This window comes from Peribacillus sp. TE19612 (assembly GCF_056279465.1).
In genome coordinates this window covers 363162-389585 of sequence record NZ_JBWCCL010000002.1, presented here as the reverse complement: position 1 = coordinate 389585, position 26424 = coordinate 363162, and the positions used below count along the sequence as shown (strand labels likewise).

Genomic DNA, 26424 nt, shown 5'->3' with positions numbered 1-26424 from the left:
ATCACTCTCTTATTTTGTGCCTAAGGGGGATTTACATGTGCGGGAAATTACTCCAACTGAAGTAATTATAAATTTCTTTCATAAAGGGAAAGTGCAAATCTCGAGGCATACTGATAGCATCACTGAGCAATTTTATTTTATGAACAAAAAAACACGCTTTCTGGTTTAACCCAGAAGCGTGTTTTATAACTTTTTATTCATTTTCCTGACTATTTCTTATTTCAGCCTGCTCTTTTTGAACGTCTTTACCATTCTCCACCTTCAAATCAGTCGAGGTTTCGGTATTTTCCTTCTTAGCCCGTTCTTTTTTCAGTTCGAAATAAGTATCCATGATTTCTTCACCTATCTCTTTACTCATGCTATGGCCCGTATGTCCTTGATATGCCCACGGCACAACGACCGCAAAAGCGACCTCAGGATTTTTAGCAGGGGCATAGCCAACAAGCGTGATGTTCATCGTTTCTTGGGGCTCGCTATAATTCATCCGGTTCGGGCCGTCATAGAATGCTTCCGCCGTCCCGGTTTTAGCTGCCACTGTATACGATTTATTCCCAAAGTAGGTATAAGCCGTTCCGCCACGTTCCATCGCAACTTTCTCAAAACCGTTCTGAACACGTTCAACCCATTCTTCCTTCATATCAAGACGATTAAGGACAGTCGGTGAAACGTCTTCGGCAACAGGTCCCAATTCCTCATTATTATCAACCGGATCGCGGATTTCCTTAACCATATGCGGCTTCATGCGGTTACCGCCATTCGCAATCGCTGAAACATATTGCACGAGCTGCATTGGTGTGTACGTATCATACTGTCCGATAGCAAGGTCAAGCAGCTTACCCGGAGATACTTCGGAACCTTTGAATCCGCTCATTTCATTAGGAAGATCAATTCCCGTGCGGACTCCCAAGCCAAACTGGGCAAATGAATTCCTCATGGTTGAAAACGCGCCTGAACTAATGTTCAAAGGTTCATTCGGCACATAATGCGCACCCGCAATATTAATGGCCGTTCTGAACATATAAACGTTCGAAGATACTTTCAATGCGGTCAAATCATTAATGTTCCCGAAGTCACTATATGAACCTTTGGGCGGTGTACCTTTGATTCTCAACTTCGTATCGTAAAAGTACGTACCAGGCTGGATCGCACCTTGCTGATAACCGGTTAAAACCGTAGCACCTTTAACCGCAGAACCCATCGTATAGGAAGTCGTGATATTTCCTAATGCGAAGTCCTCAATGGAGGATTTCCCCGTTTCTGGGTCCTTCTCATATTTCTTGCCAGCCATCGTCAACACTTCCCCTGTATCGGGATCCATCATGACGACAAAGGCCCTGTCCAAGAATTTGGTGTTACCCATTTTTTTCTTGGCAATCAATTGCTTTTCAATGATTTCCTCAGTAGCAAGCTGTAAATCCATATCAACTGTCAATATAAGATCTTTTCCTCGCGAACCTTCAGAAATCACTTCGGAATCGACGACATTTCCTGATTTATCGGTCACATTCCTTACTTTCGCTTTCTGCCCTTGAAGGATATCTTCGTATTGCGCCTCAATATAACTCTTACCTACACGGTCATTCCGGCTGTAATCACGTGCGAGGTAGTAGTCCAGGCTTTCACTAGGCAACCCTTCTTCAGATGAGGAAACTTTACCCAATACAGATTTAAGTGTTTTATTATATGTATAAAAACGATCCCAATCTGTAGATATATCGACCCCTGGAAGCGAATCAAGGTTTTCACTCACCTTGGCGAATTCTTCTTTTGTTACTTTCTTGTTTTTCACAATTTGCGGGGTAAGGGCATATCCGCTTGCAAATTCCCTATAGATGGCAAGAACTTCAAGATCCTTTTCCGAAAGCTTTGTTTCTTCTTCAGTAATCCGATCAATCTGAAGCTTATACAAATCACTTTCTTCCATCTCGCCCTCTTCCACTTTTTTCCGCTCTTTATCAGTAATCTTTTTCTCGGCCAGCTTTGGATTCTTCAAAATCCAAAAATCCTTTTTATCGCGTTCAGTCACTTTGTCTGTTTCCTTTTCGATCAACTTCGCGAGTTTCTCAGCCGTTTCCACCATTTCTGTTTGTTTCGTACCTTGCTTTCGTGTATATGTAATTGCATCCAGTGGTTGGTTATCGACCATAAGTTTTAAATTACGGTCATACATTTTCCCACGGGGCACCGAATTATTCACGGTCACTTCCTCTGTTCTTTCAATCTCACGCCGGTAATCATCACCATAAACAATCTGTACAACACCCAAGCGTAAAATTAAAGCGGAAAACAAAACAAACACTAAAAAGAAAAGAATATTCAATCTGAAAGGCACATGCGTCTTTTTCTTTTTCTTTTTATTCACACTAAGCCACACATCCTTTTTACATAGTCATAATAGATCCTATACTATTCTATAGAACATTTGTCTTTTTTTCTACCTTAGTGTTCTAGAAATATTAAACATCTAACGAACTTTACATAAAAAGTGACTTACGGCTCATAAATCCTACAACCGTAAGTCATGTATATTGAAAAGAGGCCTCTAAGGCCTCTTTTCAATCTTGGTCAATGATATCGATTTTCCGTACAAACCAATATATCACGGTATGCCCTGCCCCGACGATCAACAGATAAATCGGCAGTAATTGCTTTAGGTCGAATAACATGACGGAAAGTATGAATACTGATATGGATACAATCCTTCCAATATGGACGAACAATTCCCGGACAACGATATATTCAATCCTCATTTCCGCTGCTTTCCAAGCCCGGCCTATAATATCATAGGTCAACGATATATAAGGGACCAAAAGAATAGGATAAGCGGTTGCGACAATTGCCCCATAAATGAGAAGCTTCCCGAATGTGACATCAAATGCAATCAATAAGACCCCTGCATACAACAGGATTCCTCCAATAAGTATCGCCTTTTTGCGCATCGGCTGTTTTATATATCGGGAAGCAAAAAAATACGCAACGAATGATATGGCCGAATTTAACAGACCATAGCTCCCTAACGCAAGTTCACTATCCGTCTGAATGAAAACGGTAATCGAAATGATGAACATGAATGTGCCCTCTCGTATCCCTTGAAAAAAGTGAGCACGAGTGATCAAGAGCCAATTCCGATTATTTTTCCGTTCCTGCAATATCCTAAAGAAGCAGTACCTGCCATGAGCCGGACGTCTTTTTAACGAAAAGCTAAGAAAAACCGCAACGGAAAACAATAGCAAAGACAGCCCGAATACAATGGAATATCCCGTGAATTTCTCAAGCCTCGAAATGATGAACCCTGAAAGAATCGGACCGACCATTCCCCCAATGGATGATAAAATCCCTAAAAACCCATTGAAGAAATCCCTGGTTTCCGGTTCAGTTATTTCAAAAGTCAAGACATTATAGGCAAGCCAATAAAACCCATAACCGATTCCTAACAGCCCACCAAGCAACCAAAGGAAATCCGTTGCCCGTGTGCCGACCAATAGGACCGATAAATAAAACAGGGCCAAAAAGATAACACCCAGACGCAAAACAATGATTCGGTCAACCTTTTTCGCGAGCCTGCCGGCAAAGACAAAAGTAAGCGGTTGAAAAAGCACCACGGTTAGATTATATACGGCAATATCAACAATTTGACCGGATTGTTTCCACAAGTACACATTAACGAATGTATTGGATAAAGCAATACTTAGGCTGTACAGCCCGCCAATAAACAAAAGGAGGTGCAAATCCTTCTTCCCGCCCGCTTCACCCAACCATCTCTCTAAAATACCCATTGTTTTAACTCTCCTTTAAATTCCACTCTAGTGTTTGAAAAAACAAAAGAATTTATGTAAAAAAAGGTAAAGAAAACTCTTCGATTGGCGATGACAGAGAAGTAGTTGCCCTTATACTGTTTTCCTTAAAGCCCTTCCTTTTAAATCAAGAACAGTATAAAGAAAACTCTTCGATTGGCGAGCCAGGATGGCGATGACAGAGAAGTAGTTGCCCTTATACTGTTTTCCTTAAAAGCACTCTCAATTAAAATTAAGAACAGTGTAAAGAAAACTCTTCGATTGGCGAGCCAGGATGGCGATGACAGAGAAGCAGTTGCACTTATACTGTTTTCCTTAAAAGCACTCTCAATTAATATTAAGAACAGTATAAAGAAAACTCTTCGATTGGCGAGCCAGGATGGCGATGACAGAGAAGTAGTTGCACTTATACTGTTTTCCTTAAAGCCCTTCCTTTTAAATCAAGAACAGTGTAAAGAAAACTCTTCGATTGGCGATGACAGAGAAGCAGTTGCACTTATACTGTTTTCCTTCTGAACTTGAACAGTAACAGTATAAAGAAAACTCTTCGACTGGGAGACGAAGGGGATGTTCATGAATTTGGGGTGTTCACTCGTGAATTCGGACTTTTACTCGTGTATTTCGAGTTTTCACTCATGAATTGGGGTGTTTACTCGTCAATCGATGCTTTTATTCGTGAATTTTGAGCTTTTACTCTGGAATTGGAGTGTTATTCGTGAATTTCGGGCTTTTACTCGTGAGTTTTGGGCATTTACTCGTGAGTTTTGAGCTTTTACTCGTGAATTTGATGATTTTACTCGTGAATTTGTGCGTTTCTCTTAAATTCGCAGCTTTTACTCCGTGAGTTTCTTTCATCGAAACAAGCAATACGAGTTGCCTTTATTTGTTTTTCTTTCATATTCCCGTTCGGATAAAAGAAACAAAAAAAGACGGGTTTCCCTGAAAAGGGAATTCCCGTCTTTTGTTAGTTGATTAAAATTATTTTGCAGCGCTGTAACGTTTTGCAACTTCATCCCAGTTTACAACATTCCAGAAAGAATTGATGTATTCAGGACGGCGGTTTTGGTAGTTTAAGTAGTAAGCATGCTCCCAAACGTCCAATCCAAGTAGCGGTGTTTTACCTTCTGATAATGGATTGTCTTGGTTAGGTGTACTTGTTACTTCCAACTCGCCATTGTTGACTGCAAGCCAAGCCCAGCCAGATCCAAAACGAGTAGTAGCCGCTTTAGCGAACTCTTCTTTAAAGCTGTCAAAGCTTCCGAATTTTGAAGTGATGGCATCCGCTAATTCACCAGTTGGTTGTCCGCCGCCGTTAGGTGAAAGGATTTCCCAGAATAAAGTGTGGTTAGCGTGTCCGCCACCATTGTTGCGTACAGCTGTACGAACAGCTTCAGGTACTGCGTCAAGGTTAGCGACGATTTCTTCTACGCTTTTGCTTAGAAGTTCTTGGTTGCCTTCAAGCGCATTGTTCAGGTTTGTCACATATGTGTTGTGATGTTTAGTGTGGTGAATGTTCATTGTTTCTTTGTCGATGTGTGGTTCTAATGCATCATATGCATACGGTAATTGTGGAAGTTCAAAAGCCATAATAAAATTCCTCCCTATGTAAGCTGTTTTTTTGAGGGCTTCAGTTCTCGAAAGATACCTAAAGCTCGCTAGCAATAGAGTATCAAATTTTTGTAACCGTTTCAAACCATATGCCTCAATTTTTCATTTTTCGATTATTTTTCCTATGAGAATACCACGAATATAAAATATCCTATCATCAGAAGCTGAATGATGCCTTTTGTGATTACGCTGCTTATAAAGCCTACAACGGAACCTAGGCCGATTTTGGAAGCAGTAATAGGGTCTTGTTTATGTACCAGGATCTCTGCCAGGAATGCCCCGATGAATGGACCTATCAGAATTCCGACGAATGGAATCACGAATGGCCCGACCAGGAGCCCAATCGTACTGCCCCATATCCCCGCTTTCGTGCCGCCATACTTTTTGACCCCGACCATGTTGGCAATATAATCGGCTGCGAATAAAAGGATGACGAATAAAATTTGGACCGTCCAGAAAAACCAGCCAAAAGGTTCAAAAGAATAAAAAAGTCCATATAACAATATTCCGCCAAAAATGAACAAAACACTTGGGATGATTGGAAAAATCAGACCGACAAATCCCATTATGAACATGAGGGTGATTATTATCCAAAATAGTGTGTCTATATCTCAAAAGCCCCTTTCTCATTTAATTTATAATTTGATTTATCTCTCCATAATTACCTCATTACTGTTGTTTGAAACCAATGAAGCTGAATACAGGTTGTTTTATTTTTCCCATATAGTTAAAATTGGTTAGGAATCTTATAAAGATAGGTGCTGAAAACATTGAACATATTCAAACAACTATGGGTTAGCATATTTTCCCCTAAAGATATCGCTTCCTTTCAAAACCAAGGTATCGGGAAAACGATTTTATACGTTTTCTTTATAAGTCTCATCGCCTTTCTCCCTTCAGCTTATTATTTCGGTACAATGATAGTTGACGGGATAGATGCCATGCACGAAACAGTATCCGAAGACTTACCGGCATTTGAAATCAAAAATGGCACGTTGACGACTGAAGAAGATGAGCCATTTAGCCTGAATAAAAACGGATATCAAATTTTTGTGGATGGCACGGGAGCCTTGACCCCGGAAAAGGTAGCTGCAGAAGCTGATGAGGCTGTCGCACTTTTGAAGTCTGAACTAGTTTTCGTATCCGGAGGCAATGTGCAATCCTCTCCTTATTCAGTTCTGGAGGGAGATAATCAGGAAATTTCCACTTGGCTTGATTCAGTTGAATCTGTGCTGCCGATCATCCTTCCATTGCTTCTACTCATATTATACCTGTTTACTACTAGCGGAATCTTCATTAAAGTGACAATCATTGCTGCTTTCGGTCTTTTTTTCAAAAATGCTCTTGGCCGTCCACTTTCCTACAGGCATCTTTGGAGAATTAGTGCATACAGCATAACTCTTGCCACCATATTCTTCACCATCATGGATGCTTTTCAAGCAATTGTACCATTCGCTTCCATCATTAGCTGGTTTGTTACATTAATGATGTTATATTTATCCATTAAAGAAACATCAGCCAATAAGATGGGAAATTGAAGTTAAATAAGATCCGGCCCCACCTCGGTCCGGCTCTTTTTGCTTTTGCACAAAACCGGGCAATCCTTGCCTTTCCCTCATATGACTACAGTCATCATTTTTTATATCTACTTAATTCGACAAAATACTCACCAAGTTATTACTATACTTATGATTGAAATAGTATTTAAGAGGTGATAGACGTGAAGGAGAGTCATATTGATGTACAGTGGTTGTTACTCATATTGGAGGCAAAAAAGAGTGGTCTGACCCAAAAGGAAATTCGCTCCTTTCTCAGCAATCATTCAAATAATAAGGATGTTACTCAACTGAAATAGACAATTTGAATGGCCACTCTCACATTCCATTTGAAAAATCGCCCATTTTTAGGCATATTTTTTGCCCCCTCCAAGTATAGATGAATTAAAGACAAGCTTGGGAGGATGGAAAATTGAAACGGCTACTGCTTTTTATCTCATTCTGTTTCACTTTATTTATTATTTATTTTGATTTGACTACGGGTACCCTGCCGGCTTCCCATCCACCTGCCCCTACTGGCGAACCGGCCGTGCCGGCCAGCCAGCCTGCATCCGCACCATCTGCCGCTTATAAAGAAATCACCATGCAACCTGGGGATACCTTACTCTCCATCGTTGAAAAGGGAAAAGGCGAATCCAATCACCCAATCGAAACGATCATCTCTGACTTTCAAAGTTTGAATGAAGGATTGAAGCCCGAAAATATGCAGATTGGCAAAACTTATAAAATTCCCGTTTATAAATAACTTTCAAATGGGGATTTGTGCCTTCACAAACACACTAAAGGGGATTTCCAAGCACCAAATATATCCTGAAATAGGAAATGTCACTTATTGAAAAAAGATTATGCGTCCTATTTCCTTGTCAAGCGGTATGTACATTGATACAATATTTCAGAGAAACAAATTAAAAATCAAAACTGATTTTTTCCTAAAGGAGAGAATTCCACTTGAGTGAAATCATACATCGCACCAAAACGCGGCCAATTAAAGTCGGAAACTTAACGATTGGCGGCAATAATGAAGTTATAGTACAAAGCATGACAACGACCAAAACACATGATGTTGAAGCAACGGTTGCAGAAATCCTTCGTCTTGAAGAAGCGGGATGTCAAATCGTACGCGTCGCCTGTCCGGATGAAAGGGCAGCTGACGCAATCTCTGAGATAAAAAAACGGATTAACATCCCTCTTGTAGTCGATATTCATTTCGATTACAAGCTTGCTCTGAAGGCAATCGAAGGCGGAGCGGATAAAATCAGGATAAACCCTGGTAATATCGGACGCCGTGAAAAGGTGGAAGCAGTCGTGAAAGCTGCGAAGGCTAAAGGAATACCAATCCGCATCGGCGTCAATGCTGGTTCTCTAGAGAAGAAAATCCTCGAGAAATATGGCTACCCGACTGCTGATGGAATGGTGGAAAGTGCTTTACACCATATCAAGATCCTAGAAGATCTGGATTTTCATGATATTATCGTTTCGATGAAAGCTTCCGATGTGAATTTAGCAATCGAGGCATATGAAAAAGCTTCAAAAGCATTCGATTATCCTTTACATCTTGGGATCACGGAATCAGGTACACTGTTCTCCGGAACAGTAAAAAGCGCTGCCGGACTAGGTGCCATCCTAAGTCAGGGTATCGGAAGCACGATTCGTGTTTCCTTAAGTGCCGATCCCGTCGAAGAGGTGAAGGTAGCAAGGGAGCTTCTAAAAGTATTCGGCCTAGCTTCCAACATGGCCACTTTAATTTCCTGCCCAACTTGCGGTCGAATCGAGATTGATTTAATTTCCATCGCCAATGAAGTTGAAGAGTACATCCAGACGGTTAAAGCACCAATCAAGGTATCAGTGCTTGGTTGTGCGGTAAATGGCCCTGGAGAAGCCCGTGAGGCTGATATCGGCATAGCCGGCGCCCGCGGTGAAGGTTTACTGTTTAGAAAAGGACAAATCGTACGTAAAGTGCCTGAAGAGACGATGGTCGAGGAACTGAAAAAGGAAATTGACAAAATCGCTGAAGAGTACTATGAAAAACAAAGAGCCGAAGCTGCTGCTGCAGCTTTACTAAATAAATAAAACAAAGAATCCCGAATTTTCATTATCGGGATTTTTTGTTTTTTATCATTTGAAAGACCCTTTGATGTAAATGACATCAAAGGGTTTAATGATGCTAAAAGAACGGTGCGATAAATATGCCAACGATGATGGAGACAGCACCTATGCCGATGGCCCAAGTACCCAGGTTCGATCCCCGGCTTCTGGCCACTATTCCTACAATGATACCCACAATCCCTAAAAGGAAAGGCATCATGAATAACGATAAAATGGAGATGATCAATGCTATGACACCAATCGCTTTTCCTCTTGATGCCACTCCCCCTAAACCATTATCCTCTGCAGGCTCATCATTTTTATATGACCTGATTCGCTGAGGCGGTGTTGAAATCTCGGCAGACGTTTCTTCCTGATACCGGTTATCCAAATTGGTTATGGTCCCACGGCTCTCATATCGTCTGTCATCTTCAGGTGTATCTTCATTATAATACCGCTCATGATGCTGATCATCCACAACGGATGGTTCACTGCCCTCTTTTGCCAATTGCATTTCATCGTCAATACTGGAGTATTGATCTTTTTCCATTCGTGCATCCCTCACTTTCGTTTGTGAAGCATTTATAGTGTATGTAAAAATCGCAGGAACCCATCGTGAAAATGGTTTCATGTCTTGGAAATAAATACGGGTTTTTACCAAAGCTATGATTGGATATGTTACACTATTACAAGTATTGAAAATGAGGAGAGATTCATCATGAAAAAACGTTTTGGCATCGATATAGACGGGACTGTCACAAGACCTGATTCCATGGTTCCCTTTTTAAATAAAGCATTTCAACTAAATTTAGCTTATGAAGACATAACCGAATATGACTTATTGCCTTTCGTGAATGTTCCAAAAGAAGATTTCACTAAATGGTTCATCGAGACCGAGCCGCTCATCTATTCCGAATCATTATTGGCTGAGGGTGCGAAAGATGTATTGGAAAAATGGACAGAACAAGCCAACCTTTATTTCATCAGTGCCAGGGGCTCCCGTTTATTGGATGTAACGAAGAATTGGTTCACGAGTAATCAAGTCCTATATGATCATATAGAGCTTGTAGGTTCACACGATAAGATTGCTGCAGCCAAAAAATTCGAAGTCGATCTCTTTTTGGAGGACAAGCACGATAATGCAGTGGCGATTTCAGAAGAGTGTAAAATACCCGTGATTTTATTTAATACCCCTTACAACCAAGATCCCGTGCCTGAAAGGGTGATTCGGGTCAACAATTGGCAAGAAGCCTCTGCCTGGGTGAATCAATGGATGTCAGGGGAACCGGCAACTATAAAATGAGACAAGAAAAAACCATTGACTTGAGGTCAATGGTTTTTATGCTTCCAAAGATACGCTACATGCAGGACAGCGTCCGTAAATTTCAAATTTATGCCCCGAAACATCGTAGTCCTTCAAGCTTTCCTGAAGTTCCTGCATCGGGCACAATTCAATTTCTTTCGTTTTTCCACAGTTCAAACAGATGAAGTGGTGATGGTGGGAAGAATGACCGCATGTAAAACGAAAACGCTTTTCCCCTTCCAACTCGGTCGCTTCAAAGATGCCCAGTTCGACAAATAATGAAAGATTTCTGTAAATCGTATCGAAGCTTAAACCTGGATAATCCTGTTTCATATTCTCCAATACATCTTTGGCCGTTAAATATTTATCGCTGGAAGAGAAAAGCTGAAGCATTTCTTCCCTCTTTCCTGTATGCTTAAAACCTTTATCTTTTAAAAGTTGCATGGCAGTAGTTACGTTCAAAATACATCACCCCATCTATCGATTTTTCCACTTATCAAACAAAATTGACAAGATGAGAATTAGTACAGCTATTATTACAATGGTCCCGCCGGGAGCGAGGTCAAGGTTGTATGATAAGAATAATCCGCCTATGACGGAAACTTCACCGAATAATACCGAATAACCAATCATCTGCTTAAAGCCCTTAGCAAAGCGGAGACTGGCTGCTACCGGGAGCGTCATGAGCGAAGAAACAAGTAATATGCCAATGATTTTCATGGAAGCGGCAATAACCAATGCGACCATGACAATAAAAATAAAATGAATCGCTTTATAAGGGACTCCAGACGCTTTTGCATGCTCTTCATCAAATGATAACAGAAATAATTCTTTATACAGTAAAGTGAGCATCAAGGCTACGACTAGCCCCACTGCCAAAATGACGTACAAGTCCGCCCGGCTGACGGCACTGACACTGCCGAATAAATAACCATATAAATCGGTATTGAAACCATCAGCAATGGATATGAAGATGACACTAAGACCCATGCCGCCGGACATAATGATCGGGATTGCAAGCTCTTGGTAATGCTTGTACACCCCTCTTAATTTTTCAATGAATAATGAACCACCTACAGAAAACGCCATTCCAATATAAAGTGGATTCAATCCTGCTAAAGATAGAAAGCTCTTCTGCAGCAATAAACTGAACGCTATACCAGCAAGCGCTACATGACTGAGCGCATCGGAAATCATCGACATCCGCCTTACCACGACAAAAACGCCCACTAATGGCGCAATCGCTCCGATGATGATTCCGGTCAAGAATGCGTTCTGCAAAAATTCAAATTGCAATATCCCCGATATCATTGGGCTATCCTCCAAAACATATTAATGATCATGATTTAAAAATTGGACTCCATGTCCATAAATGGACGAGAGTTCACCTTCATCCAACTCATTATATTCACAGGCATCCCCATGAAAATGAAGCTTTTTATTCAAGCAGGCGACATGTGTGACTTTATCGGTCACAGTACCAACATCATGGGTTACTAAAATCAGGGTTATTCCTAATTTTTTATTCAACATCTCAAGCATTTCATAAAATTGGTGGACGTTTTTTGAATCAACGCCAACAGTGGGCTCATCCAATATCATCAATTCCGGCTCGCTGACCAGTGAACGGGCAATGAATACCCTCTGCTGCTGGCCTCCGGACAATTCCCCGATATTGCGGTTTTGATATTCCAGCATGTCCACTGATTCCAGAGCCTTCTTCACCTTTTGCTTATCCTCTTTGCCAGCGAACTTAAATAAGCCTATTTTTTTGGTCAAACCGCTCTGAACCACCTCAAATACAGTGGCAGGGAATCCTGAGTTGAAGGAATTCGCCTTTTGGGAAACGAACCCGATCTTTTGCCAATCTTTAAATCGCCGAATGTCTTCACCGAATATTTCAATTTTCCCCTTTTGGAGCTTGAACAGACCAAGCAGCAACTTCAAAAGCGTTGATTTACCGGATCCATTCGGCCCGACGATAGCTAGGAATGCCCCTCGGGGAATTTCAAGCGAAACATGTTCCAGCACCAGATCTTTTGTATATTTGTAAGATATATCTTCAAATTTAACTATGGGGTTTACTACATTATCCAAAGAGATCACCTATTTTTTAAGAATCATTACGATTAACAATCGTTAGTATAAATCAAAGAAGTTCAGATGTAAAGAATCCGGTCCTCCGAACAAGTGCCGATATGCCTTGAATCACAAAAAAATGTTATCTGAACCAATTTCGTAATCAAACAAAGTTTCATGTTCACATACGCCCACTTCCTTCATATGTTTTAACAAAGGAGGAGATCGTTTGAAATTATTTGAAATGATGGTCAATCATAAAATCAACAGTATACGCCCCGATGAATTGCTTTCCCTTGCTAAACAGCATAAGGTTGCACTCACTCAAAAACAAGCACAGGATATTACTGCACTTCTAGCCGGCAAAAATATTAACATTTTTGATATACGTCAAAGACAGAACGTACTTGGTCAAATTACAAAAGTTGCCGGAGCAAGCACGGCCAGGGAAATAGAATCCCTCTTCAACAACCTTACATCCAATTTTTAAAGATTACAAGCCTGCTGACGACAGTCTTTATTTGAGCATACTTAATCCAAATGCAAAATGAAAGGACGATTCATCTTCATATCGATGAATCGTCCCTTTCTATTTGTGATTATTGGAATCTGATCTTTTCCAATAAATCTTCTTCAAATTGTTTATTCTTGAACATATCAATTTCGAATTTATATGGGGCCTTTTTGTCTTTTTTGTCTTCCCCTACATAAGGTGTTTCCAGGATTTTAGGAACAGAGCTTAATTGCCGATGGTGGACAATATCATTCAAAGCCTTAAAACCAATATGACCGAAACCAATGTTTTCATGGCGGTCCTTACGCGTGCCGCGTTCGTTTTTGCTATCGTTTATGTGAAGTACCTTGATGCGGTCAACACCGACCACTTTATCAAATTCATTCAGTACTCCATCGAAATCCTCGATGATATTATATCCGGCATCGTGAGTATGGCAAGTATCGAAGCAAACCGATAATTTTTCATTATGGGTCACACCATCAATGATCATCGCCAGCTCTTCGAAAGACCTGCCACATTCGGAACCCTTACCCGCCATCGTTTCAAGGGCAATCTGAACTTTATCGTCGGCAGTCAGCACTTCATTCAAACCTTCGATGATTCTCTTGATTCCCAGTTCACTTCCAGCACCAACATGCGCACCTGGATGAAGTACGATCTGCCTTGCACCAATCGCTTCGGTCCGATCGATTTCGCTGCGTAAGAAGTTGACTCCAAGTTCGTATGTGGCTGGATTCGTGGTATTTCCTATATTAATGATATACGGAGCATGGACGACGATATCACTGATTCCATTTTCCTCCATATGCAATCTTCCGGCTTCGATATTTAAATCCTCGATTTTTTTACGTCTTGTGTTTTGAGGGGCCCCTGTATAGATCATGAATGTGTTGGAGCCATACGAAGCCGCTTCCTGACTCGCAGCAAGAAGCATACCTTTCCCGCTCATTGAAACATGCGATCCAATCTTCAGCATCTGATTTCTCCCCTATTTCTTTCTCTGTATACGACGTTCGCGTTTTTTAAAGTTTTCCACATCTCGTTGAATTTTCTTCTTGTATCCTGGCTTGACTTTAGCTGGCTTCTTAATGTGCCTGCTCGCTTTAACATCGATATCAGATTTTTGTTTTTTACGGTTTTTCCGTTTATTACGCTCGTCGATATCAACCCAATCACCGTTTTGGATATCGGCATCACGGAACTCGATGCCCATTTTTTCAAGGCGGTTCAATGCATCTTCATCGGAAGTATCGTAAATGGTAGTGGCAATGCCTGAATATCCTGCACGAGCCGTCCTTCCCGTCCTATGGATATAAAAATCCAAATCTGAAGGCAATTCATAGTTAATGATATGACTTACACCTTCAATATCGATTCCACGGGAAGCCAGATCAGTCGCAACGATGAATTGATACTCCAAATCATTGATTTGCTTCATCATTTTTTTACGCTCACGAGGCGTTAAATCCCCATGAATACGGCCGACATTCAACCCTTTTTCGATCAAGGAATTAGCCACATGGTCCGCCATTTTCTTTGTGTTCGTGAAAATGATCGCCAAATATGGATTATAACGAACGATGATGTCATGAAGTAACTGCTCTTTGTTCCGGTGGCGAAGCGGTACGAGAACATGTTCGATTTTCGAAGCGGTCGCCTGTTTGGGATTTACCTGTACATACTTTGGATTCTCCATATATTTATTCAAAAACGGCTTCAATTTTTCTGGGATGGTTGCCGAAAAGACAAGCATTTGAATTTTTTCAGCCATACGTGATGCAAATAAATCGACATCTTCTATGAATCCCATGTCTAGCATAAGATCCGCTTCATCGACCACAAGCATTTTTGCTGTATACACCTGTAATGCCTGGGCTTCAACCAAGTCCTTGATCCGGCCCGGCGTACCAATTACCAATTGCGGCTGTGTCTTCAATTTATCGATCATTCGCTGTTTATCAGTACCACCGATGAAACAACGGACTTGAATCTGCTCATCCTCAGGGAAATGGTCAGCAATTTTCAAAGCTTCTTTGTAGATTTGGTTCGCTAACTCACGGGTTGGTGCGGAAATAATCGCTTGAACCTCATTTTTACCAGCATCAAGCCTGTTCATGATCGGCAGCAAATAGGAATGTGTCTTTCCTGTACCTGTCTGCGACTGTCCAATTAAGCTACTTCCCTTTAAAAGCGACGGAAGCACGCGCTCTTGAATTTCCGTCGGCTTATCGAACCCTAAAGTACGAACCGCATCTAGAATGTAGCTTTTCAAATTAAATCGTTCAAATTGATTTTGTTTCATCAAAAAACCCCTTTATCCTGTCAGTCATAAGACATGTCCTGTTATTATAATAAATTTTACACAAAAAGCGCAAGCGCCTGGGTTGCTCGTGAAGAAAATAGGGATTGTCCCATAAGGCGCTTTTTGCCTTGTGAGGGCAATCCTCTTTTTCACATCGAGCTAGGCGCTGAAGCTGGATTACACAAAAAGCGCAAGCGCCTGGGTTGCTCATGAAGAAAATAGGGATTGTCCCCCAATAGGAATGTCACACCTTTTCCGATATCCCCATTCACTCTAATCACAAAAGCGCAAGCGCTGAGGTTAGTTCTCTTAAAATGGACTCTTGCAAACGAAAAGCCCCTGTCCTGGTCATAGCGTATCCCCCGCAGACATGGAGCTAAAAGACTACCGTTACCATCTTACCTTCTTTCCGGTTACTTCACAACTGCCCAGTCACTCTTTCCTCAAACCTTTTTTGTCGAGTTGCATAATTTATATAGAAGATAACACCAGCATATAATATCTGAGGAGGTGAAACCTATGTTCCCAAATAGAAATCGTCAACCCGGACCCGGTTTTCCGCCACCCAATGGCCGAAGGAGGCAGCAGCCCCCTGCTCCATTCAGGCAGTCACCGCAAATTCCCCATCCTTATCAGCAGATGCAGCGGCCGATGATTCCAAACAGACAGCAGGTGCCACAGGGACCTCAAGGTTTCCGCGGCCCTTTCAACCAACAGCAGCGGCAGGAAATGCCGCCAGCAAAGAAAGAAGGGTTATTGTCAAAAATACTCGGTAAGTCGAAACAAAAAGCAGCTTCTCCAAATTTGTTTGCGCCAGCGGGTTCCACTAACCAAAGTTCTTCAAGAAGCAGCGGAGGCGGTATCTTAGAAACATTAAAAAACCCCCATTCCCTTAATAATATGCTTTCCAACACGCAAAAGGTGTTGCAAGCGGCGGAACAATTCACGCCTATGGTGGAACAATACGGACCAGTGATTAAAAACCTGCCTTCCATGTGGAAAGTTTTCCGAAGCATATCATCAGCCGATGAGACCAAGGACGAGGGAGCTTCCGTTGAAAGCGAGCCCGCGGTTGGGGCACAAGAAAACAGTGAGGTAAAAACGGATTCGAAGAAAAAAGAAAAAGCTATAGAAGCTAACCCCACCGCCCCAGTTCGTCCCGAAACCAAAAGGAAAAGATCCTCAGGTCCAAAGCTTTATATTTAAGAGCTACAAAAAATTTACCAATAACTGATTTTATGTAAATATGATGTTTTGTAATATCATCTATGGTCTTATATAATAGAAAGGTATAAAAAGTGAGAGTTTCTTGCCTTGAAGGAGGACACATAGATGAAAGTGATTAAAATTTCCCCGCGCGGCTATTGTTATGGCGTTGTCGATGCCATGGTCATCGCCCGAAATGCGGCTTTAGATAAAACCTTGCCACGTCCCATTTACATTTTAGGAATGATCGTGCATAACAAACATGTGACGGATGCGTTTGAAGAAGAAGGCATCATCACGTTGGACGGCAGCAACCGCAACGATATCATCGAACAGGTGGACAGCGGAACCGTCATCTTTACTGCTCACGGCGTTTCACCTGAGATCAGGAAGATCGCTGAGAAAAAAGGGCTTGTGACGCTTGATGCAACATGTCCCGATGTTACAGCAACACATGACTTAATTCGGGAAAAACAAGCGGAAGGCTATCAAATCATTTATATTGGCAAAAAAGGCCATCCGGAACCTGAGGGTGCTGTCGGAGTTGCTCCCGATGTCGTTCACCTGGTTCAAAAGGATGAAGATGTGGAAGCCTTGACTTTGAATAGTGATAAGATCATCGTCACCAATCAAACAACGATGAGCCAATGGGATGTTTTGGATATCATGGATAAGGTCAAGGAAAAGTTTCCACATGCCGAAGTCCATAAGGAAATTTGTTTAGCGACACAGGTTCGTCAAGAAGCCGTTGCCGAGCAAGCTGGCGAAGCAGATGTATTAATCGTTGTCGGAGACCCTAAGAGTAATAATTCAAACCGTCTTGCACAAGTGTCCCAAGAGATTGCCGGCACGAGAGCTTATCGAATCGCTGACATTTCCGAGCTGAACCTTGAATGGCTAAAAGATGCAGAAACGGTTGCCGTCACTTCGGGGGCTTCTACACCAACGCCGATCACGAAGGAAGTTATCGCATTTCTAGAACAATATAAAGCAAATGATGAATCGACTTGGAATACCGAAAAGAAAACGCCATTGCATAAAATTTTACCTAAAATTAAAGTGAAGAAATGATTGCACAAATACAAAGGCAGCCACTAGGGCTGCCTTTTTCGTGTTTATCAAATGAAGCGGAATGGGTCTGTATTCAGCCTGGATGGAATGAATTCCACATCGTAGTTCTTTTCGCGGCACGTTCTTTCAAGAAGTCGTGCCACCCCTTTTTTCATCACCTTTTCAACATTGTGGCCGGGATCGACGATATTCAATCCAATCATCATCGCGTCATGGGCTGTATGGTAATACATATCACCTGTAACGTAAACATCGGCACCCTTGAATTTTGCTGTCGTAAAGTATTTATTGCCGTCTCCGCCCAAAACGGCCACTTTTTTTATCGGACTTTGCAGATCTCCAACGACACGCACCTTTTCAACATCGAGTGTCCGCTTCACATGTTCGGAAAATTGTTCAAGTGTCATTTCTTCGGCAAGTACACCAATCTTTCCTAAGCCAAGTGACTCCCCTTTATTCTCCAGTTTATATATATCGTGAGCAACCTCTTCATATGGATGGGCTTTAATCATCGCAGCTAGCACTTTCTTCTCGATATTTTCCGGGAATATCGTTTCAATCCGCATTTCAGCTACTTCTTCAAGCTTTCCTTTAGAGCCGATAACCGGTTCACTGCCTTCACCTGGCAAGAAGCGTCCGGTACCTTCCCCTGAAAACGAACAATTGCTGTAGTTCCCGATCGCTCCGGCCCCTGCCTTGCCCAGGGCTTCCCTCACCTTTTGTTCGTCGGTCTTTGGAACATATACGACCAATTTCTTAAGAGCTGTCTCATAGGTTGGAATCAATACCTCTGTGTCCTGCAATTGAAGCGCTTCGGCAAGTAAATCATTCACTCCGCCCTTAGCAACATCCAAATTGGTATGTGCAGCATAAACAGCGATATCATGTTTGATCAGCTTTTCAATGATGCGGCCTCCAGCTGTGTTTGTATCAATCCTTTTCATTGGTCTGTAAATTAACGGATGGTGGGCGATGATCAATTCCACGCCATGTTCAATCGCTTCGTCTACAACCTCTTCCAGCACATCAAGGGCAATCAGCACTTTAGTAACCGGCTTATTTAGCTGCCCGACATGCAGCCCGATTGGATCTCCCTCCATTGCATAATGCTTTGGGGAGAATTGTTCAAACATCTCAATGATTTTGTGACCATTCACTGTCTTCAACCTTTTAGCACCTCCTCGATTACTGAAATTTGGGATTTCAATTCATTGCGCTTCGTTTCCAGTCCGCTTCTTCCGCTTTCATCCAATTGTTCGATGATTCTCTCCAGATGTTTTTTTTCAAGCTGCCATTTTTTTATGAAAATATCACTGAATTGCTCTATTAAGAATGGACCGAAAGTGAGGCCCGTTTGCTTGTTTATACCATATGGGCGGAGCGGGTCTCCTTTTTTGGCAATTAAGATCTCGTAGATTTTCCCATCTTCCTCAAGGATCTCCTCTCCACAAAGTTCCCAGCCGTTTTCGATTAGCCAGCTGCGAACATTCGCTGCACCGACATTAGGCTGAAGGATTAGCCTTTCTGCCTTGCCGAGTTTCGCTTTTCCGCTTTCCAATATACTTGATATTAAAGTCCCTCCCATGCCTGCAATCGTAATGCATGTCGCTTCATCGGGATTCAATACTTCAAGCCCATCTCCTTTACGGACCTCTATCTTGTCTCCAAGACCCGTCATTGCCACTTGCTTGCGTGCTGACTGATAGGGTCCTTCTACAACCTCACCTGCTATGGCGCTGTCACACAAGCCGTTTGTCACCGCATAGCACGGCAAGTAAGCATGGTCTGATCCTATGTCTGCTAGGATGCTTCCTTTTGGTATATGTATGGCAACACGTTCTAATCTCATCGATAGTTTTTCATGATTCATATTTATCAACTCTCTTAATTCAAATAATGTCTTGCTATAATTACTTTCCCATTCGATTATACCAAGTTCAATCGAAAAATTACAGAAAGGAGAAATAGGGTCCTTTCTATCATGGGCAAAAGAAAAACTGCCATCTGGATTCTTCCTTTTCTGAATAAATGAAAAACTGACTCAAAAAGTTCGCTTTCCAACGATTTCTTGAGTCAGTTTCATGAATTATTTCAGTCCATGAATATATTCGGCCATGGCGTCAATGTTCTGTTCTTCGACTAAACCTGGCGGCATTGCACCTCGTCCATTAGTGATCACGTCTTTAACCTCGTCCACCGACAGGCGATCGCCAACTCCTTTTAGCGCAGGCCCGACACCGCCTTGATAGGCGTCACCATGACAAGAGATACAGTTTTGCTTATAAATGTCCTCAGGTGATGCTGAGGCACTTTCTGTTTCTTCTGTCTTTTCGCCGCCCTCTTTTTCCTTAGCAAGATCTTTGGCATCACCCAAACCTTTAAACGAAAGTAAAAACATAAGTCCAATACCAAAAACCATGATAATAATAAAAGGCATTACTGGATTGCGATTCATAGTATTTCCTCCCCTATGTAGAACCTAAACTTACCATATTTAATATTATATACAAACAACTATATATTATTTTACTTGAAAAGAGTTTCAAGTAAAAGCCCAAAAATAGAAGATATTATATAATTTCTTAAAATTGTCAAAAACTTATGTATATTTCCAAACAATTTTACTTTTTCTTACATATGTTTCATAATACCCAAAAATCATTATTTAAAACCGCTGGAATGTCCTATTAATAAAAAGTAAAGAGTGACCAGTGCCCCAAGGCTTCCCGCTATGGAAAAATGGAGCAGCTTCAGCTTATTGCCCAATAAAATCCAGAGCCCGCAATTAATGAATAAGAAAATATAAAGGATACCCGCTTTGCCGGGTGCCATGAATTCCGCCAAACTGACAGTTAATAAAAGCAATGATAGTACCATCCCCATCAACGCCATCTGAAAAATGACCTTCCTGCCTTTTAAGCGGCGGACTGCCAGCCCAAAGACAAGTATTGAAATTGTTGTCATAAGCATTTGCATTCTTATGGTTATTTCAGTAAAATAATTCAAAAATACAATAAATGCAAAACAGGTTCCAATCAACATTCCGAAAAAGATGTCGTTTTTTTTGCTCGCGGTCTCATCATTCGATTTTGATGGCGGAAGTTCACCTTGACCGTATAATGCAAGCAGGTAATTACAATATTGCTCCGGAAGCATACGACTTTCTTTCCAGGAGTATATTTCTTGAATGATGATTTTCTTTCTCATTTCATCCATGAATCTCACATCCTCATGATGATCTTCTTTTTAACGTCTTAAATTTGTTTCTGTTATTTGGAAAAATGGATAACTATTGTTCCTAATAGGATATTTTTACATCGAAATAAAAAAAAGAGCCGCTCCCGAACGCTGGGCATTCAAAGAGGGCTCTGTTAAGGGCATATATTCTATTCAAGGAAATCTTTCAAGCGTTTGCTGCGGCTTGGATGTCTCAGTTTACGCAGCGCCTTCGCTTCGATTTGACGGATACGCTCGCGGGTGACCCCAAACACTTTACCTACCTCTTCAAGTGTACGGGTGCGGCCATCATCAAGTCCAAAGCGAAGTCTCAAGACGTTCTCTTCACGGTCAGTAAGAGTATCCAATACGTCTTCAAGCTGTTCTTTCAATAGTTCATATGCTGCATGCTCCGATGGGGAAGTCGCATCCTGATCTTCAATGAAATCACCTAAATGTGAATCGTCTTCTTCACCTATTGGCGTTTCCAATGAAACAGGCTCCTGAGCTATTTTCAAGATTTCACGAACTTTTTCGGGAGTCAGGTCCATATCCTCCGCAATTTCTTCCGGTGAAGGTTCACGTCCTAAATCCTGAAGAAGCTGTCTTTGGACACGAATCAATTTATTGATGGTTTCCACCATATGCACCGGTATCCGGATCGTTCTTGCTTGGTCGGCAATGGCACGGGTTATCGCTTGGCGAATCCACCATGTTGCATACGTACTGAATTTGAATCCCTTGCGATAATCAAATTTTTCCACAGCTTTGATAAGTCCCATATTACCTTCCTGAATCAAATCAAGGAAAAGCATTCCGCGTCCGACATAACGCTTGGCGATACTGACAACAAGACGTAGGTTAGCTTCTGCCAAACGGCGTTTCGCTTCTTCATCTCCATCTTCAATTCTCGTCGCCAAAGAGATTTCCTCTTCTGCCGATAAAAGGTCGACCCGACCAATTTCCTTTAAATACATGCGTACTGGGTCATTAATTTTTACGCCAGGAGGAACACTTAAATCATTTAAGTCAAACTCTTCTTCTTTTGCAAGTTTCTTCTCATCTGGATCATCTTCATCTTCGTCTTCCTCACCATCAGTGAGTATTTCGACGCCGTTTTCTGCTAACACCTCATAGAACTCATCCATTTGATCGGAATCCAACTCAAAACCGCCAATCATTTCAGCGATTTTTTCTAAAGTCAAAGAGCCTCGTTTTTTACCTAGCTCTAGTAATTTTTCTTTCACCTGTTCAAGGCTAAATTCATTATCAACTTGTTTGGAACGTGCTGGTTTTTCAGCCATTAGTTCCCCTCCTTCCAGGACTTACACCTAAACGACTACAACATTTTACGCAATTTAATGATTTCCATGGCAATTTGTGCAGCAGTGACATAATCACTTCGTCTAACTGCATCTTTTTCTTCAACTTGTTTTTCTTTTATCTTTAACAACTTTTCATATTTCAACACTTGATTTATACAATCGGTCAGTTCTTTATCGGTAACTTCCTCATTCACTGACATCATTTCTATTTCCGAAACGATCCTTCTCAAGTTTGGATCCGGTAAATAAGTAAGGAAAAAGCTTGTATCCGGTTCGTGTCCATCTTCATAGAACGCATATAAATAGGTGATGATTGCCTGATGTTCATCTACATGAAAGACCGTTTGCCCAAGCAACTGCTGAATTTTGAAAGTCATATCCCTGCTTTTCAGCATATGGGCAATCAACTTCATTTCAGCATTATGGTGAGCAGGCTTTAACTTATGCTCATACTGCAGGGCCATTTTCTTTTGGGCTGCTGGCTGAGGCAATGTCCCCTTCTTGCGTTCCGTAAAGAACACCTGACGCTGCTGCTGTTCCAGCGCATCCAATGAAAGGGAAAATTCAGAGGATAGCTGCCGGAGATAATGATCCCTCTCCACTGCATTTGGCAATCGCGAAATTTCTTTAAGGACTTCTTCGATATATTGAATTCGATCTCCTTCATTATTTACATTTTTCCCTCGACGCAAATAATGCATTTTGAATGCCATGTAGGTTAAACTGGCCCCTATTACTTCAGAAACAAAGCTTTTTTCACCGAATTCCTTTATGTAGTCATCGGGGTCCAGGTTATCAGGCATGAGAGCGACTTTCACGGAAAACTCATGGTCCTGTAGCATATTAACTGCACGATTGGCAGCGTTCAATCCCGCTGAGTCCGAATCGTAGCAAATAAGTATCTGGTCAGTATTTCTTTTTAAAAGCTGGATATGCTGGTCCGTCAGGGCAGTGCCCATTGTAGCGACCGCATTCTCCACACCTGCGCCAACTGCTGAAATGCAATCGGCAAAGCCTTCAAAAATGACTGCTTGTTCTTTCTTACGTATGTGTGGTCTTGCATGATGGAAATTATATAAAGTTTTACTTTTATTAAAGATTGGCGTTTCAGGACTATTCAAATATTTGGGCTCATCGTCCCCCATCGCTCTTCCTGAATACGCAATCGTATTTCCTTGATGATCCATAATTGGAAACATGACTCTATTTCTGAAACGGTCAAAATATGACTCGTCTTTTTCCCTGAAAATAATAAGCCCTGCCTGCTCCATGTATTCCGCTGGAAACCCGCGTTTTAAAAGAAACTTGGACACGAAGTCCCATGAATCCAAAGAGTAGCCAATTTGGAACTTTTCTATCGTCTCTTCAGTAAACCCTCGTTTAAGTAAATATTCGAGAGCATCCTGCCCCTCTTTCGTATTAACGAGGAGATGATGATAAAACTTCCTCAGCAGGTCATGGGCTTCAACCATTTGCTGAGCGCCTGCCGGCATGTTGGAACGCTTGGAATCCTTATTGATTTCAACTTCCAAAGGAACATTTCCTTTTTCAGCTAAAACTTTTGCAGATTCCACAAAGCTGTAGCCTTCTATATCCATTAAGAAGGTAAAAATATTTCCGCCTGCCCCGCAACCGAAACAGTGAAAGATTTGTTTTTCCGTTGAAACGGAAAACGAGGGCGAGTTTTCACCATGAAAAGGACATAGGCCAAAGTAATTGCGTCCCTGCTTCTTCAGCTGGACATACTCCCCAATTAAATCAACAATGTCAACAGCTTCACGAATTTGATTAATTTTCTCATCTTCTATACGGCCATTTATCATTTTTCCACCTTGCAATATTGGTGATAGTTTCTTATTCGATACTGTTTCCTAATTCCCTGCAAAGTTCGACAATGTTTTCATAAGTTTATTTGTAAAACATATACGATCTTCCTTTGTGAATGCTTTTGGCCCTTTCGTATGCTTACCCTGCCTGCGGAGTTTAGCCGACTGATAACGCATATCCAAGAGCATGAAAATATTCTCTTCCGTGTATTCTTTTCCCCTTGGCGAAAGGACATAAACGTTTTTAGGAAGCAGTGTCCCAGCCAAACCAATATCTGCAGTAACGACAATATCACCCTTTTTTACTGAGTTTACTATATAAAGATCTGCCGCTTCTTTGTCTGCATCGACATATACCCATTTACCTTCAGGGTTATTCATCATATTTTTATATGATGCAACAAAACAGACTTCAATTTCGTGCAAACTTGCACAATGAAGGATTTCGTCTTTCACCGGGCATGCATCGGCATCGACGTGTATCGTAGGTTTATTATTCATACCTTCTAATTCTACATCTTTCTGCATAATCCTTTTTCTCCCCTAAACTTTATGAAGATATGGTGAATTTCCAGCATTGATTCAGAGCGTTCCCTCTAAAGGAGCAAACATTATTCTTCAAAGAATACCTGTTTATTCAAGTGAAAGCACCTCATTTGCCTTGAAAAAGACCAGCCCCTCCTGAATTATACGGAACATGTCGAATTATTTTTATGATAAAAACCTTGACATCTCATTAACCTTTAGTTTATTCCTTATTAATTAAGTCTAAACCTTAAGATTACTTTTTTCTCACAATTTTTTATTATAGTCTATTTAATTAGAAGATGCCAACATTTAAATTCCGAATGTGTTTTCATGCAAATCAATGGATTTGCACGAGGAAACTAAGAGGAATTTTATGTAATTATTTTGAATTTATTCTTATTAATCCCTTATTTGACCTTGGCATTAAAATGTGAGCTGACACATAAAGTGTCTAGCTCACATTTTGATTTGCCTTAATTTAGGGATCAACGGTTTTTATTTTGAAGGATATTGATGATCAAATTGGCTGTTTCTTCAACAGCTTTATTGGTTACATCAATGATAGGACAATTCAACCTTGATATGATTGTATCAAAGTATGTCAATTCTTCTTTTATGCGCTCCACATTTGCGTAAATGGCATGATCATTGAGCCCAAGAGACTTTAATCGTTCTTTACGAATATGGTTCAGCTTTTCCGGGCTGATCTTTAAACCAATGCATTTTTCAGGAGGTACCAGGAACAGCTCTTCTGGCGGTTCCACTTCAGGCACTAAAGGTACGTTCGCCACTTTATAGCGTTTGTGGGCTAAATATTGTGATAATGGCGTTTTGGAAGTGCGTGAAACACCCACAAGGACGATATCTGCGCGTAAAATGCCGCGAGGGTCACGTCCATCATCATATTTTACAGCAAATTCAATGGCTTCCACACGCTTGAAATAGTCATCATCCAGCTTTCTTACCAGACCAGGTTCATTAAGCGGCCCTTTTGGCGCCCTTTCCTGAAGGATGTCCATGAGCGGCCCTAAAATGTCATAAGCAGCCAGGTTTTCTTTCTCGACCTGTGCTTTCATATACGCTCTAATAGCTGGCTTCACCAGAGTATAAGCAATGATAGCCCCGTCCAACTTAGCCAGTGATATCACTTCATCCACGTTTTGTTCATCTTCAATATACGGAATTCTCTTTATTGAAAAAGCAGATCCCGAGAACTGGCTTGCAGCGGCTTTTGTGACCAATTCCGCTGTTTCCCCTACTGAATCCGATACAACATATATAATAGAACCGTTCATATTCTCCGTCATTCCTTTTGCAAGCCCCCTAATAGCCTTCATCAGCCAAAGCTACGAATGCTTTCGTAATATTGGTTTTTGTAATCCTTCCAATTACTTCATAGCCCTTTTCTGTGTCTTTGACGACCGGTAATGAGTCGATTTGTTTATCAATCAGTTTTTTTGCAACATCAATCAAAAGATCTTCTTTTGAACACATTGTAATATTGGGCATCCTAGTCATGATGATATTGACTGGAATGGAGTTAAGCTCTTGTTTCCCAATACTCGCACGCAATAAGTCTTTCCTTGATAAGACACCAACAAGCAATGCATGCTTATCGACGACGAACATTGTTCCGACATCTTCTAAAAACATCATGACGATTGCATCGTATACGGAAATGCCCTCGTCAACGACGACAGGTATCGATTGGTAGTCCCGTACATAAAGATGGTTAAGGCTATCTGTCAAAAGCTGTGTCCCTGACCTGCCTGTATAGAAATACCCCACTCTGGGCCGGGCATCAAGAAAACCTGCCATCGTTAAAATCGCTAAATCCGGGCGAAGTGTCGCCCTGGTAAGATTCAATCTATCCGCAATATGTTCTCCAGTAATCGGTCCGTTTTCTTTTACAATTTGTAAAATTTGTTCCTGACGCTTATTCAATTGGATTATAATCACCACCCCACTGCTTTCGCAGAGTAAAGTAACAAAAGTTATTCATTTAATA

The 26424-nt window shown here is 41.3% G+C and carries 28 protein-coding genes; 9 read left to right on the top strand and 19 right to left on the bottom strand.

The features are described 5' to 3' along the window. Positions 1-193: 193 nt before the first annotated feature. Positions 194-2362 (bottom strand): peptidoglycan D,D-transpeptidase FtsI family protein, encoded by a 2169-nt coding sequence (locus ACZ9AO_RS05190; protein WP_476108600.1) that lies wholly within the window; start codon positions 2360-2362, stop codon positions 194-196. Between the two features lie 193 nt (positions 2363-2555). Then, positions 2556-3776: an MFS transporter gene (locus ACZ9AO_RS05185; protein ID WP_251540985.1), complete on the bottom strand. Its 1221-nt coding sequence runs from the start codon at positions 3774-3776 to the stop codon at positions 2556-2558. A 174-nt stretch (positions 3777-3950) separates the two neighbouring features. On the opposite strand from ACZ9AO_RS05185, the gene ACZ9AO_RS05180 reads away from it, so the two are divergent. Further along, complete coding sequence (locus ACZ9AO_RS05180; protein ID WP_476108599.1) at positions 3951-4310, top strand: hypothetical protein; 360 nt, start codon at positions 3951-3953, stop codon at positions 4308-4310. A gap of 462 nt (positions 4311-4772) precedes the next feature. On the opposite strand, the gene sodA is transcribed toward ACZ9AO_RS05180, so the two are convergent. Together sodA and ACZ9AO_RS05170 are read right to left on the bottom strand one after the other, a co-directional pair. After that, positions 4773-5381, bottom strand: coding sequence for a superoxide dismutase SodA (sodA, locus tag ACZ9AO_RS05175; protein ID WP_034308436.1), 609 nt, complete (start codon positions 5379-5381; stop codon positions 4773-4775). Positions 5382-5524: 143 nt separating this feature from the next. After that, on the bottom strand, positions 5525-5977 hold the full coding sequence (locus tag ACZ9AO_RS05170) for a DUF456 domain-containing protein (RefSeq protein ID WP_285856444.1): 453 nt from the start codon (positions 5975-5977) through the stop codon (positions 5525-5527). Positions 5978-6172: 195 nt separating this feature from the next. On the opposite strand from ACZ9AO_RS05170, the gene ACZ9AO_RS05165 reads away from it, so the two are divergent. From ACZ9AO_RS05165 to ispG, 4 genes are all read left to right on the top strand, one after another. Further along, positions 6173-6940 carry a DUF1189 domain-containing protein gene (locus tag ACZ9AO_RS05165; RefSeq protein ID WP_476108598.1) on the top strand — a complete coding sequence of 256 codons (768 nt, stop codon included), beginning with the start codon at positions 6173-6175 and terminating at the stop codon, positions 6938-6940. A 173-nt stretch (positions 6941-7113) separates the two neighbouring features. Then, the gene (locus ACZ9AO_RS05160; RefSeq protein WP_082162761.1) at positions 7114-7257 is read left to right on the top strand and encodes an anti-repressor SinI family protein; all 144 of its coding nucleotides are present in this window, start codon (positions 7114-7116) and stop codon (positions 7255-7257) included. 113 nt (positions 7258-7370) lie between these two features. Beyond that, a complete protein-coding gene (locus ACZ9AO_RS05155) occupies positions 7371-7703 on the top strand; it encodes a type IV pilus assembly protein FimV (protein ID WP_048677989.1) in 333 nt (110 codons plus the stop codon). A gap of 212 nt (positions 7704-7915) precedes the next feature. Next, positions 7916-9028, top strand: a complete 1113-nt coding sequence (ispG, locus tag ACZ9AO_RS05150) for a flavodoxin-dependent (E)-4-hydroxy-3-methylbut-2-enyl-diphosphate synthase (protein WP_187050875.1) — start codon at positions 7916-7918, stop codon at positions 9026-9028. Between the two features lie 94 nt (positions 9029-9122). Here ispG and ACZ9AO_RS05145 read toward each other — a convergent pair whose 3' ends face one another. Beyond that, positions 9123-9593: a hypothetical protein gene (locus tag ACZ9AO_RS05145; protein WP_063594173.1), complete on the bottom strand. Its 471-nt coding sequence runs from the start codon at positions 9591-9593 to the stop codon at positions 9123-9125. Positions 9594-9761: 168 nt separating this feature from the next. Between ACZ9AO_RS05145 and ACZ9AO_RS05140 the strand changes: the two genes are divergently transcribed. Further along, a complete protein-coding gene (locus ACZ9AO_RS05140) occupies positions 9762-10346 on the top strand; it encodes a 5' nucleotidase, NT5C type (RefSeq protein WP_476108597.1) in 585 nt (194 codons plus the stop codon). Positions 10347-10382: 36 nt separating this feature from the next. Here ACZ9AO_RS05140 and ACZ9AO_RS05135 read toward each other — a convergent pair whose 3' ends face one another. From ACZ9AO_RS05135 to ACZ9AO_RS05125, 3 genes are read right to left on the bottom strand one after another with little or no spacing between them, the layout of a single operon-like run. Then, a complete protein-coding gene (locus ACZ9AO_RS05135) occupies positions 10383-10808 on the bottom strand; it encodes a Fur family transcriptional regulator (protein WP_034308449.1) in 426 nt (141 codons plus the stop codon). Between the two features lie 15 nt (positions 10809-10823). After that, positions 10824-11657 carry a metal ABC transporter permease gene (locus tag ACZ9AO_RS05130; protein WP_251539634.1) on the bottom strand — a complete coding sequence of 278 codons (834 nt, stop codon included), beginning with the start codon at positions 11655-11657 and terminating at the stop codon, positions 10824-10826. A 21-nt stretch (positions 11658-11678) separates the two neighbouring features. Further along, positions 11679-12443, bottom strand: a complete 765-nt coding sequence (locus ACZ9AO_RS05125) for a metal ABC transporter ATP-binding protein (protein ID WP_251539635.1) — start codon at positions 12441-12443, stop codon at positions 11679-11681. A gap of 211 nt (positions 12444-12654) precedes the next feature. On the opposite strand from ACZ9AO_RS05125, the gene ACZ9AO_RS05120 reads away from it, so the two are divergent. Continuing rightward, positions 12655-12915, top strand: coding sequence for a DUF2624 family protein (locus ACZ9AO_RS05120; RefSeq protein WP_048677987.1), 261 nt, complete (start codon positions 12655-12657; stop codon positions 12913-12915). Positions 12916-13024: 109 nt separating this feature from the next. On the opposite strand, the gene ACZ9AO_RS05115 is transcribed toward ACZ9AO_RS05120, so the two are convergent. Next, positions 13025-13918, bottom strand: coding sequence for a deoxyribonuclease IV (locus tag ACZ9AO_RS05115; RefSeq protein WP_476108596.1), 894 nt, complete (start codon positions 13916-13918; stop codon positions 13025-13027). A 12-nt stretch (positions 13919-13930) separates the two neighbouring features. After that, entirely contained in the window at positions 13931-15244 is a 1314-nt protein-coding gene (locus ACZ9AO_RS05110; RefSeq protein WP_063594177.1) for a DEAD/DEAH box helicase, read from the bottom strand. A 519-nt stretch (positions 15245-15763) separates the two neighbouring features. Here ACZ9AO_RS05110 and vrrA point away from each other — a divergent pair. Continuing rightward, positions 15764-16450, top strand: coding sequence for a VrrA/YqfQ family protein (gene vrrA / locus ACZ9AO_RS05105; protein ID WP_476108595.1), 687 nt, complete (start codon positions 15764-15766; stop codon positions 16448-16450). Positions 16451-16576: 126 nt separating this feature from the next. Then, on the top strand, positions 16577-17521 hold the full coding sequence (locus ACZ9AO_RS05100) for a 4-hydroxy-3-methylbut-2-enyl diphosphate reductase (protein ID WP_476108594.1): 945 nt from the start codon (positions 16577-16579) through the stop codon (positions 17519-17521). A gap of 47 nt (positions 17522-17568) precedes the next feature. Here the strand turns inward: ACZ9AO_RS05100 and ACZ9AO_RS05095 are convergent, their stop codons facing one another. The 9 genes from ACZ9AO_RS05095 to ccpN form a co-directional block, all read right to left on the bottom strand. Next, the gene (locus ACZ9AO_RS05095; RefSeq protein ID WP_202186373.1) at positions 17569-18687 is read right to left on the bottom strand and encodes a Nif3-like dinuclear metal center hexameric protein; all 1119 of its coding nucleotides are present in this window, start codon (positions 18685-18687) and stop codon (positions 17569-17571) included. After that, positions 18684-19391, bottom strand: coding sequence for a tRNA (adenine(22)-N(1))-methyltransferase (locus ACZ9AO_RS05090; RefSeq protein ID WP_063594180.1), 708 nt, complete (start codon positions 19389-19391; stop codon positions 18684-18686). Before ACZ9AO_RS05090 ends, ACZ9AO_RS05095 begins: the two co-directional genes overlap by 4 nt. A 216-nt stretch (positions 19392-19607) precedes the next feature. Next, on the bottom strand, positions 19608-19976 hold the full coding sequence (gene cccA / locus ACZ9AO_RS05085) for a cytochrome c550 (RefSeq protein WP_034308472.1): 369 nt from the start codon (positions 19974-19976) through the stop codon (positions 19608-19610). Positions 19977-20182: 206 nt separating this feature from the next. Continuing rightward, a complete protein-coding gene (locus ACZ9AO_RS05080; protein WP_251539637.1) occupies positions 20183-20737 on the bottom strand; it encodes a hypothetical protein in 555 nt (184 codons plus the stop codon). Between the two features lie 170 nt (positions 20738-20907). Then, positions 20908-22041 carry an RNA polymerase sigma factor RpoD gene (gene rpoD / locus ACZ9AO_RS05075; RefSeq protein ID WP_034308477.1) on the bottom strand — a complete coding sequence of 378 codons (1134 nt, stop codon included), beginning with the start codon at positions 22039-22041 and terminating at the stop codon, positions 20908-20910. Between the two features lie 35 nt (positions 22042-22076). After that, a complete protein-coding gene (gene dnaG, locus ACZ9AO_RS05070) occupies positions 22077-23882 on the bottom strand; it encodes a DNA primase (RefSeq protein ID WP_476108646.1) in 1806 nt (601 codons plus the stop codon). A gap of 51 nt (positions 23883-23933) precedes the next feature. Continuing rightward, the gene (locus ACZ9AO_RS05065; RefSeq protein WP_048685719.1) at positions 23934-24389 is read right to left on the bottom strand and encodes a YaiI/YqxD family protein; all 456 of its coding nucleotides are present in this window, start codon (positions 24387-24389) and stop codon (positions 23934-23936) included. A 512-nt stretch (positions 24390-24901) separates the two neighbouring features. Then, positions 24902-25711 carry a pyruvate, water dikinase regulatory protein gene (locus ACZ9AO_RS05060; RefSeq protein ID WP_048685721.1) on the bottom strand — a complete coding sequence of 270 codons (810 nt, stop codon included), beginning with the start codon at positions 25709-25711 and terminating at the stop codon, positions 24902-24904. 28 nt (positions 25712-25739) lie between these two features. Continuing rightward, positions 25740-26378, bottom strand: a complete 639-nt coding sequence (gene ccpN / locus ACZ9AO_RS05055) for a transcriptional regulator CcpN (protein WP_034308483.1) — start codon at positions 26376-26378, stop codon at positions 25740-25742. Between the last annotated feature and the right edge of the window lie 46 nt (positions 26379-26424).

What these genes read in the sequence shown, in the direction of transcription:
- ACZ9AO_RS05185 (WP_251540985.1), bottom strand. Translation starts at nt 3,776, where the DNA reads ATGGGTATTTTAGAGAGATGGTTGGGTGAAGCGGGCGGGAAGAAGGAT.
- sodA (WP_034308436.1), bottom strand. Translation starts at nt 5,381, where the DNA reads ATGGCTTTTGAACTTCCACAATTACCGTATGCATATGATGCATTAGAA.
- ACZ9AO_RS05170 (WP_285856444.1), bottom strand. Translation starts at nt 5,977, where the DNA reads ATGTTCATAATGGGATTTGTCGGTCTGATTTTTCCAATCATCCCAAGT.
- ACZ9AO_RS05145 (WP_063594173.1), bottom strand. Translation starts at nt 9,593, where the DNA reads ATGGAAAAAGATCAATACTCCAGTATTGACGATGAAATGCAATTGGCA.
- ACZ9AO_RS05140 (WP_476108597.1), top strand. Translation starts at nt 9,762, where the DNA reads ATGAAAAAACGTTTTGGCATCGATATAGACGGGACTGTCACAAGACCT.
- ACZ9AO_RS05130 (WP_251539634.1), bottom strand. Translation starts at nt 11,657, where the DNA reads ATGATATCGGGGATATTGCAATTTGAATTTTTGCAGAACGCATTCTTG.
- ACZ9AO_RS05115 (WP_476108596.1), bottom strand. Translation starts at nt 13,918, where the DNA reads ATGCTGAAGATTGGATCGCATGTTTCAATGAGCGGGAAAGGTATGCTT.
- ACZ9AO_RS05110 (WP_063594177.1), bottom strand. Translation starts at nt 15,244, where the DNA reads ATGAAACAAAATCAATTTGAACGATTTAATTTGAAAAGCTACATTCTA.
- vrrA (WP_476108595.1), top strand. Translation starts at nt 15,764, where the DNA reads ATGTTCCCAAATAGAAATCGTCAACCCGGACCCGGTTTTCCGCCACCC.
- ACZ9AO_RS05100 (WP_476108594.1), top strand. Translation starts at nt 16,577, where the DNA reads ATGAAAGTGATTAAAATTTCCCCGCGCGGCTATTGTTATGGCGTTGTC.
- ACZ9AO_RS05090 (WP_063594180.1), bottom strand. Translation starts at nt 19,391, where the DNA reads ATGAATCATGAAAAACTATCGATGAGATTAGAACGTGTTGCCATACAT.
- cccA (WP_034308472.1), bottom strand. Translation starts at nt 19,976, where the DNA reads ATGAATCGCAATCCAGTAATGCCTTTTATTATTATCATGGTTTTTGGT.
- ACZ9AO_RS05080 (WP_251539637.1), bottom strand. Translation starts at nt 20,737, where the DNA reads ATGGATGAAATGAGAAAGAAAATCATCATTCAAGAAATATACTCCTGG.
- rpoD (WP_034308477.1), bottom strand. Translation starts at nt 22,041, where the DNA reads ATGGCTGAAAAACCAGCACGTTCCAAACAAGTTGATAATGAATTTAGC.
- ACZ9AO_RS05065 (WP_048685719.1), bottom strand. Translation starts at nt 24,389, where the DNA reads ATGAATAATAAACCTACGATACACGTCGATGCCGATGCATGCCCGGTG.
- ACZ9AO_RS05060 (WP_048685721.1), bottom strand. Translation starts at nt 25,711, where the DNA reads ATGAACGGTTCTATTATATATGTTGTATCGGATTCAGTAGGGGAAACA.